12 protein-coding genes are annotated in these 8,317 nt (G+C 37.0%); all 12 read left to right on the top strand.

The annotated features are described in order from the left end of the window. A partial coding sequence (locus tag M0Q46_05305; protein MCK9583006.1) for a 3-deoxy-8-phosphooctulonate synthase occupies positions 1-330 on the top strand: 330 nt, incomplete at its 5' end. Continuing rightward, complete coding sequence (locus M0Q46_05300; protein ID MCK9583005.1) at positions 327-578, top strand: hypothetical protein; 252 nt, start codon at positions 327-329, stop codon at positions 576-578. The genes M0Q46_05305 and M0Q46_05300, both read left to right, overlap by 4 nt. Then, positions 578-1,270, top strand: coding sequence for an HAD hydrolase family protein (locus M0Q46_05295; GenBank protein ID MCK9583004.1), 693 nt, complete (start codon positions 578-580; stop codon positions 1,268-1,270). Before M0Q46_05300 ends, M0Q46_05295 begins: the two co-directional genes overlap by 1 nt. Next, positions 1,270-2,154: a lysophospholipid acyltransferase family protein gene (locus M0Q46_05290; protein ID MCK9583003.1), complete on the top strand. Its 885-nt coding sequence runs from the start codon at positions 1,270-1,272 to the stop codon at positions 2,152-2,154. The genes M0Q46_05295 and M0Q46_05290 overlap by 1 nt, the downstream gene beginning before the upstream one ends. Further along, positions 2,136-2,672, top strand: coding sequence for an LPS export ABC transporter periplasmic protein LptC (lptC, locus tag M0Q46_05285; protein MCK9583002.1), 537 nt, complete (start codon positions 2,136-2,138; stop codon positions 2,670-2,672). Before M0Q46_05290 ends, lptC begins: the two co-directional genes overlap by 19 nt. Next, entirely contained in the window at positions 2,669-3,355 is a 687-nt protein-coding gene (locus tag M0Q46_05280; protein MCK9583001.1) for a hypothetical protein, read from the top strand. The genes lptC and M0Q46_05280 overlap by 4 nt, the downstream gene beginning before the upstream one ends. Next, positions 3,333-4,055, top strand: a complete 723-nt coding sequence (gene lptB / locus M0Q46_05275; protein MCK9583000.1) for an LPS export ABC transporter ATP-binding protein — start codon at positions 3,333-3,335, stop codon at positions 4,053-4,055. Before M0Q46_05280 ends, lptB begins: the two co-directional genes overlap by 23 nt. Positions 4,056-4,393: 338 nt before the next feature. Continuing rightward, entirely contained in the window at positions 4,394-4,948 is a 555-nt protein-coding gene (raiA, locus tag M0Q46_05270) for a ribosome-associated translation inhibitor RaiA (protein MCK9582999.1), read from the top strand. 35 nt (positions 4,949-4,983) lie between these two features. Next, positions 4,984-5,442, top strand: a complete 459-nt coding sequence (locus M0Q46_05265) for a PTS sugar transporter subunit IIA (GenBank protein ID MCK9582998.1) — start codon at positions 4,984-4,986, stop codon at positions 5,440-5,442. 49 nt (positions 5,443-5,491) lie between these two features. Beyond that, entirely contained in the window at positions 5,492-6,442 is a 951-nt protein-coding gene (hprK, locus tag M0Q46_05260) for an HPr(Ser) kinase/phosphatase (GenBank protein ID MCK9582997.1), read from the top strand. Beyond that, the gene (gene rapZ, locus M0Q46_05255) at positions 6,439-7,293 is read left to right on the top strand and encodes an RNase adapter RapZ (protein ID MCK9582996.1); all 855 of its coding nucleotides are present in this window, start codon (positions 6,439-6,441) and stop codon (positions 7,291-7,293) included. The genes hprK and rapZ overlap by 4 nt, the downstream gene beginning before the upstream one ends. Before the next feature lie 11 nt (positions 7,294-7,304). Then, entirely contained in the window at positions 7,305-8,285 is a 981-nt protein-coding gene (locus M0Q46_05250; protein MCK9582995.1) for a YvcK family protein, read from the top strand. The last annotated feature ends 32 nt before the right edge of the window (positions 8,286-8,317 follow it).

Below are 8,317 nucleotides of genomic sequence, written 5' to 3'. Positions count from 1 at the left end.
TTTGGATACGGGAACCTTGTTGCCGATATGCGCTCACTTCATGAAATGAAAAAAACAACTTACCCCGTAATATTTGACGCTACGCATTCAGTACAAATGCCGGGGGCAAACGGTAAGTCAAGTGGAGGCAACAAAGAATATATTTTACCTCTTGCCCGCGCGGCCAGTGCAGTTGGTATAGCTGGTGTTTTTGTTGAAGTTCATCCACACCCTTCAAAAGCTCTTTCTGATGGTCCAAACTCGCTTTCTTTAAGTGAGCTTGGGGTATTAATAGAACAACTTAATTGTATTGATGAGGTTGTAAAACCGTTTTTTGGAGGCAATAAATGAGGTGCCAAAAATGTCAAAGTGAAAATAAAGACGGCTTAAAGAATTGCAAAAAATGCTCAGCTCCTCTAATTCAGGTTAAGCTTTGGAAGCCAACTTGGAAGTGGCATATAAGTGCGCTTGTTATAATTTACTCCGTTTTACTTATTGCATTTTTCACGTTAAATGTTGTGCTCAAACCATATATGCGCCAAATTCCAAAAGATATAACTCCATGGCTAAACAAACTCCCTCAAGAAGAAAATAAATAATGATTAAAAACATTAAACCCGGATTTTGTAATAGGTTTGAGAACCGAGACGAAAGAGATGGAGGCATTTTTGACGCAAAAGTTGCAGCGAATGGTAATTCCATTAGCAAGGGTTTTGCGGAAAAAAATGTCCCATATCTTCGGGCGAATTCCAAATCCTATTGCAAAATCCGGGTTAAACAACTTGCCAAAGGGATAAAGCTTATAGCCAGTGATATTGACGGTGTTTTAACTGCCGGTGAGATCATAATTTTACACTCGGGTGAAGAAATAAAAATTTGGGATGTACGTGACAGATATGCCTTTAGCGCTGCAAAAAAGGCAGATTCCGGTATAAAATTTGCATGGATAACAGGAAGAAAATCAAAACAGGTAGCGCTTAGGGCAAAAGAAATAGGCATAGATTTTCTTTACCAAGAGTGCATGAGCAAAAAAGAAGCTTTAATTGAAATATGCTCAAAACTAAAAATTTTACCAAAAAATGTTCTTTATATCGGTGATGATATAGTTGATTTACCTGCCCTCAGGTTTGCAGGCATTGCGGTTGCCCCAGCCGATGCTTTTTCCGAGGTTAAAAAATACTCTGACATTGTAACTAAAAAAGCTGGTGGAAAGGGTGTTTTAAGAGAGATTGTAGACATTGTGCTTAGGGCAAAGGGTTTGTGGCATAAAGCGAATGCCAAATATCTTTGATGAAAGCAATACTTAGAAAACTTTATTATATTGCAGCTTTATTGTTTTCCAAAGCGGTACTTGTGTTACCGTACAAACTCTCTGTTCAAATTGGTGCTTTAATTGGCAATGTTGTGTTTTATTTTGCAGTTAAGGCGCGCAAAATAACAATAGAAAATTTAGAACAGTCATTTAGAGATAAAAGTAAAAAAGAAATACGCAAAATAGCCAAATTGGTCTTTGAAAACCAGGGTAAAAATTTATTTGAGTTGTTTTCATTCCCAAAGCTCACTAAGGAAAGAATAAATTCTTTGGTAACTATTGAAAACCTTGATGCTTTTAAAAAAGCTCTTTCTTGCGGCAATGGTGTGTTGCTTGCAAGCGCTCATTGTGGCAACTGGGAAATTATGGGTGCAGCTCTTGCGCTTAGCGGCATGCCAATAAATGTAATAGCGAAAAAAATTTACATCCCGCAGTTAAACTCAATGCTTATTGGTTTTAGGCAGTCAAAAGGTGAAAATGTAATTTTGCGCTCTGCCGATAACGCCGCAAGGCAAATGTTGAGGGCATTAAGAAATAATGAGTCAATAGCAATGCTTATAGATCAAGACACGGCAGTGCCAGGTGTTTTTGTGAATTTTTTTAATAAGTTAGCTTATACGCCCTCCGGTCTTGCCACGCTTGCCATAAAAACAAATGCCTCTGTTTTACTCGCTATAGATGAAAGGTTAAGCGATGATAGGCACAAGGTAATATTAGAACCAATAGAATTAAAACGCACCGGCAATTTTGACGCAGATGTTTTAAATAACACAGCTCATATAACACAACTTATTGAAAGCCATATTGCGCGTTTGCCAGAGCAGTGGGTATGGATGCACGAACGATGGAAAACAAAAAAATAATCACTTTTGCTTACTTCCCGCTATCCCTGCTGTTTTTTGGGCTTTTATTTTTTGTTTCCTGCGCAAAAGAAGTTGAGCAAAAGGGAGGCGAGAGTTTTGCGGCCGAACAGGTCATTGAAAAGTTTAGTGTAACCGATGCAAAAAACGGCAAAACAAATTGGACTCTTGAGGCCGACTCTGCTCAGGTATTAGATAAAGAAAATAAAATTTTACTTCATAAACCGATAGTTCATTTTTATTCAGAATCGAATGCAACTTCAAAACTTGTTGCAAATGAGGGCGAGGTTAACAGTGTTACTTATGATATGACCTGTTGGGGTAAGTGCCTGCTTGAAAATTCAAAAGGTGAAAGTTTAAAAACTGAGTCGTTATCGTACAATTCGGCCGAAAAAAAGATATTTACAGAAAGTAAAATTGTTTTGGTACGTCAAGGGCAAAAAATCGTCGGCAGGGGGTTCGAGGCAACACCGGACCTTGAAAGTATTATTATAAAAAATCAAGAATTGGCAATAGAATGATAAAATTCTTAAGCGTAGCGTTGGTTGTTTTATATTTAACTCCGTCATTTTGCGCCACAAAGCCAAAAACATTTATTAAAGGCCAAAAGATGGAGATAATATCTGGCGGTAAAAAAATAAAATTTGATGGTGGGGCATCTGTTAGAAGAGGCAGCAGCACTTTAGTTGCAGATCAGTTAATTCAAGATAAAGAAAGTAATTTGTTAAGTGCTTATGGCAATGTTGAAATAAAAACAACCACTGAAATAGGTGAAAAACTCAATGCTCGTTCGCAAAGCGCCAAATATAATATGACAACTGAAAGTGGCGAGCTTTTGGGCAATCGCTCAGAGGTAGTTTATAGTTCATCAGATTCTCTTACAAATGCAACGCTTTTCGCTAATAACATAATGTTAAACAAAAGCTCAGAAAGTATAGTGGCATTTGGTGATGTTGAAGTAATAACCTCTTCAGGTTTAGCAAAGGCAAACAGTGCTTTATTTTTACAAAAAGAAAAGCAAATTGTGCTTAGCGGAGTGCCAAGGCCTCTTGTTGTATTTGATGATGGCTTAGCTAACCGTGCAGAGATACTATCCGACACCGCAACCATTAAACTTGAAAAAAAACAGATAATTTTTAACGGCAATGTTGATGGTACGGTAAATTTCAATGATAAAAACAATGAAAACTTTAAGAAGCGTTAATCTAAAAAAAAGTTACAAGAATCGCCTTGTGGTTAATGGGGTAAATGTAGAAGTCAAACAAGGCGAGATCGTTGGGCTTTTGGGTCCCAATGGTGCTGGCAAAACCACAACTTTTTACATGATAACAGGGCTTGTTACTGCTCTCTCAGGTGATGTTTTTATTGATTCCACTAAAATAACAAATTTACCAATGTATAAAAGGGCTCGTTTGGGTATTGGTTATTTGCCGCAAGAACCATCAATATTTAGGCATTTGACAGTTTGGCAAAACTTAATGGTAATTGCAGAGCTAATGCCGCTTACAAAAACTCAGAGGGTAAACAAAGTCAGTGCGCTCTTAGCTGATCTTGGCCTAGAAAGGCTCAAAGACCAAATTGCTTTTACACTTTCCGGAGGGGAAAAGCGTCGCTGTGAAATTGCAAGAGCGTTAATAACAGATCCGTCATTCCTGCTTTTAGATGAACCCTTTGTCGGCATAGACCCAATAACGGTTGCAGATATTCAAGGTATTATAGGTCGTTTAAAAGTAATGGGCTTAGGGATTCTCATTACAGATCACAATGTTAGAGAAACACTTGAGATAATAGACAGAGCATACATTATTTTTGAAGGAAAGGTTTTGCTTACCGGCAATGCTAAAGAGTTAATTGAAAGTCCCGATGCACGGCGAGTTTATTTGGGCGAGAAATTCAAGTTGTAATTAATTCAAGATAATCTTTGAATTATAAGTAATTATTTAGTATAAAGTACCGTATACAACTTATATGTTTTAAAAAATTATAAGCGAGGCACCTTTGGCTTTAGCCATAGCTGGTTTTAAAAACTGGCGTTTTGCTTAAAGTTAAACCCGCATTTTGTAATAGGTTTGAGAACCGAGACGAAAGAGATGGAGGCAGTTTTAACGCAAAGATTGCAGCGAATGGTTATTCCATTCGCAAGATTTTTGCGGAAGAAAATGTCCCATATCTTTTGACGAATTCCAAATCCTATTGCAAAATTCGGGTTAAAATGGTGGCGCGAATAATATAGGAGAAGCAAGTGCATATAAAAATTACAGCAAGACATTTGGATTTAACACCTGCTTTAGCAGAGTATGCAAGAAAAAAGCTTGACAAGTATGATAAGTACCTTAGCTCACCAGCAAAAGCACAAGTTATATTGTCTGTTGAAAAAAAGTTTCAGCAATCTGCCGAAATAATTATTACTTCTACAAAATCAACTTTCCGTTCAAAAAATGAGTCCAACGATATGTATGCGGCAATAGACCTTGCTTTGGATAAAATAGAAAAACAACTAAAAAAACATAAAGAAAAAGTTAAAGTACACCGTGTAAAAAACAAAACTCGTGCAGTATCTTTAAAGAATATGACCGAAAGTATGCTTAACTGTGTTCCTTTAAAATACAGTGAGAAGGCAAAAATAAGCGAAGTTAAACACTTTGATGTAAAGCCGGTAACTCTTGGTGAGGCAATAGATGAGATGGAGCTTTTGGGTTATGATTACTATATGTTTTTAAATGAATCTTCAGATCAGTTGAATTTACTTTACCGCAAAGGCGACGGTACATTTGGTTTGGTAGAACCGAGAATTTAATTTTATAAAAACAAGAGGGGAGGATTTATTGATTTATGAGGATCATGGAATTTTTGTGCCCTGAGGCAATAGTGATTGATTTAAAGTCCACCGATAAAAAGGCGGCAATAAAAGAACTTATTGATTCGTTGGCGAAGACAAGCGAAATTAAAGATTCCAATGAGATAACAAAAACAATTCTCGAAAGAGAAAAACTCGGTTCTACAGGTATTGGTCAAGGTGTAGCCTTGCCGCACGGTAAAACTGATGCAGTTAAAGAGCAAGTTGGAGTAATTGGCATATCAAGTAACGGTGTTGAGTTTAATTCTTTAGATGGTGAGCCAGTTTATTTGATATTTTTATTGGTAGGTCCGCTTGATGCTGCAGGCCAGCATCTTAAGGCTCTTGCAAGAATAACTCGTTTGTTCAAAGATAAGTTTTTCCGTCAAGCGCTCAGAGACGCGAAAACAGTAAAAGATGTTGTTGGCATTATTGAAAAGGAAGACGAGTATTAAGTAGCGCCGCGAGCAGCATTTAAAACCTGCCTCAATATATAAGGGGTCTATGGCAGAGATTACCGTCGGCACATTGCTTAATGAAAAAAATGAAGCCCTAAAACTTTCTCTTCTTAGTGGTGTTGAAGGTCTTTGTAGAAAGATAACTGTTTCAGAGATAAACAGGCCCGGGCTTGCGCTTTCTGGTTTTTTTGAACACTTCCCAGCAGAACGGTTGCAAATAATTGGTCTTGCCGAATATATATTTTTAAAAACACTCTCACACGAAAGACAAGTTGAAGTTCTTACAAAGTTGCTTTCTTACCAGCGCCTTCCCTGTGTAATACTTACACACTCATTAGAACCATTACCGTCAATGATGCAGGTGCATGCACAATGTATGTGCCCGTTATTGCACTCTAAATTAAAGCCATCTGGGCTTATGGCAGAGTTGATTTTTTATCTTGAAGATAAAATGGCAAGAACAACTCAAGTGCATGGTGTACTTGTAAATGTTTATGGCCTTGGTGTTTTAATTTTGGGTAATGCCGGTATTGGTAAGTCGGAGTGCGCTTTGGAACTTATGAAGCGCGGGCATATGTTTGTTGCCGATGATGTTATTGAGCTTAGGCAACTCTCTGGCGGTGTACTTATAGGCAAAAGCCAGGAAATAATTCAACATCATATAGAAGTACGTGGTATGGGTATAATTGATGTAAAGAATATGTTTAGTATTGGTTTTATTTTAGATGAAAGCAAAATTGAGCTTGTGGTGCGCCTGCAGGATTGGAATGGCACTCATAATTACGAGCGGGTTGGTATCGACGATAGATTTACCACATTACTCGATGTTAATGTTCCGGAAGTTATTTTTCCTGTTAAGCCCGGGCGCAACTTAGCTATTCTTATTGAAATGGCAAGCTTAAATCAACGGTTAAAGAAAAAAGGTCTAAACCCTGCAAAAGAGTTAAACAAAAGATTAATTGGCATTATGGCAAAGCAAAGTGGTGAAAAAAAATGAGCAGACAGTTCCTTATAGTTACAGGTATCTCTGGTGCAGGCAGAAGTTTGGCGCTAAAAAATTTAGAGGATATGGGATATTTTGCAGTTGATAATATTCCAGTTTCTCTTGTAAGTAAATTTGCGGATTTGTGTGTTGAATCTGGCGGAAAGCTAAATAAAGTTGCTGTTGGTCTTGATATTCGAGCAGGCAAAGAATCACTTGATTCTATTGAAAAAATAGTTGATGATCTTAAAAAACGCGGCATTAGGCACAGAATTCTTTTCTTTACCGCAGATGATGCAACATTGTTTAGAAGGTATGCTGAAACAAGGCGCAGACACCCATTAGCAAGGCGGATCAGTGAAGGAATAAATGCCGAAAGAAAAATGATGTTAAAAATTCTCTATTTAGCAGATGATGTTATTGACACATCTCACCTCACAGGAGGCGAGCTAAAAGAAATTTTGACAAAAAAACTAAGTGATCAGACATTAGAAAAAATGAAGATCTCTGTTCTTTCTTTTGGTTTTAAATATGGTCTGCCTTTAGATGCCGACTTGGTTTTTGATGTTCGCTTTCTTCCAAATCCAAACTATGTTGCTTCGCTTAGATATAAAACAGGCAAAGATGTCGGTGTTAAAAATTATGTTTTTAAGCATAAAGAGGCGAAAGATTTTATAGTAATTTTAGAAAAAATGCTTTCATTTTTAATCCCTAATTTTATTAAAGAAGGCAAAAGCCACCTTACTATAGCGCTTGGTTGTACTGGTGGGCACCATAGGTCTGTTGCAGTTTCAGAAAAAATAGGTTTTATATTGCGAAAAAAAGGTTACATGTCACAAGTTTATCATAGGGATATTCACAATTAAGGTTTATTCATTTGAAAAAAAATACAAACTATAAAATAGTCGTGATAGGTGGCGGCACAGGTTTAGCATCGCTTTTAAGTGGTTTGAAACACTATACTTCAAACATTACGGCTGTTGTAAATGTTACAGACGATGGTGGCAGTTCCGGAAAGCTAAGAAAAGAGTTTGGTGTCTTGCCGCCTGGAGATATAAGAAGTTGTTTGGTTGCACTTTCTGAAGAAGAAAACCTTATGTCTCGGTTGTTTGAGTACAGGTTTGCTTCAAAAGGCCCGCTTTCTGGTCATTCTTTTGGTAATTTGTTGCTTACCGCAATGACTGCTATAACCGGAGGGCTTGATAACGCTATTTCAAAGTGCGCTGAAGTTCTTGCTATAAGAGGCAAAGTTTTGCCAGTAACTCTTGACAGTGCGAAACTTAAGGCGAAGTTATCTGACGGTAGTATAGTTTTTGGTGAAAGCAAAATTTCAGAAAGTAAAAAACGCATTGATCTTCTTTCAATAGTTCCAAATAAAGTTAAAGTACATAATCCTGTATTAGATGCAATCGGCTCTGCTGATGCTATTGTTAGCGGGCCGGGTTCTTTATACACTTCAATTATTTCAAACTATCTTGTAGACGGTGTAACAAACGCAATAAAACGCTCAAAGGCAATAAAAATTTATGTTGCCAATATTATGACACAGCCTGGTGAAAGTACCGGATATACTATTCGTGAACATATTGAAGCAATAGAAAAGCACTCTGCTGAAAATATATTTGACTATGTGCTTGCCAACAAAAGCATTATTTCAAAATCAATACTTAAGCGTTATAGCAAAAATAATTCTATCCCATTGAGCCCAAAAATTGAAAGCGGTGGTTCTTTTAGGTTTAAAGTTGTTGCTGCCGATATGTTGGTGCAGGGTAAATATATAAGGCATGATCCATTAAAACTTGCAAAAAATGTTATTGAGATAATTAAAAGGCATCCTATAAGATTCAAGATATCTTAATTACACAGATTATCAGGTATAATGAATATTAT

This window comes from Endomicrobiales bacterium, from assembly GCA_023228045.1.
GTDB lineage: Bacteria > Elusimicrobiota > Endomicrobiia > Endomicrobiales > JALOBY01 > JALOBY01.
Note: the sequence above shows the minus strand (reverse complement) of the source record. Positions and strands in the feature narration are given on the sequence as shown.

Excerpts from the sequence above, each read along its gene's own strand:
- lptC (MCK9583002.1), top strand. The coding sequence starts at position 2,136 with ATGGAAAACAAAAAAATAATCACTTTTGCTTACTTCCCGCTATCCCTG.
- M0Q46_05280 (MCK9583001.1), top strand. The coding sequence starts at position 2,669 with ATGATAAAATTCTTAAGCGTAGCGTTGGTTGTTTTATATTTAACTCCG.
- M0Q46_05265 (MCK9582998.1), top strand. The coding sequence starts at position 4,984 with ATGAGGATCATGGAATTTTTGTGCCCTGAGGCAATAGTGATTGATTTA.
- hprK (MCK9582997.1), top strand. The coding sequence starts at position 5,492 with ATGGCAGAGATTACCGTCGGCACATTGCTTAATGAAAAAAATGAAGCC.
- rapZ (MCK9582996.1), top strand. The coding sequence starts at position 6,439 with ATGAGCAGACAGTTCCTTATAGTTACAGGTATCTCTGGTGCAGGCAGA.
- lptB (MCK9583000.1), top strand. The coding sequence starts at position 3,333 with ATGAAAACTTTAAGAAGCGTTAATCTAAAAAAAAGTTACAAGAATCGC.
- M0Q46_05300 (MCK9583005.1), top strand. The coding sequence starts at position 327 with ATGAGGTGCCAAAAATGTCAAAGTGAAAATAAAGACGGCTTAAAGAAT.
- M0Q46_05295 (MCK9583004.1), top strand. The coding sequence starts at position 578 with ATGATTAAAAACATTAAACCCGGATTTTGTAATAGGTTTGAGAACCGA.
- M0Q46_05290 (MCK9583003.1), top strand. The coding sequence starts at position 1,270 with ATGAAAGCAATACTTAGAAAACTTTATTATATTGCAGCTTTATTGTTT.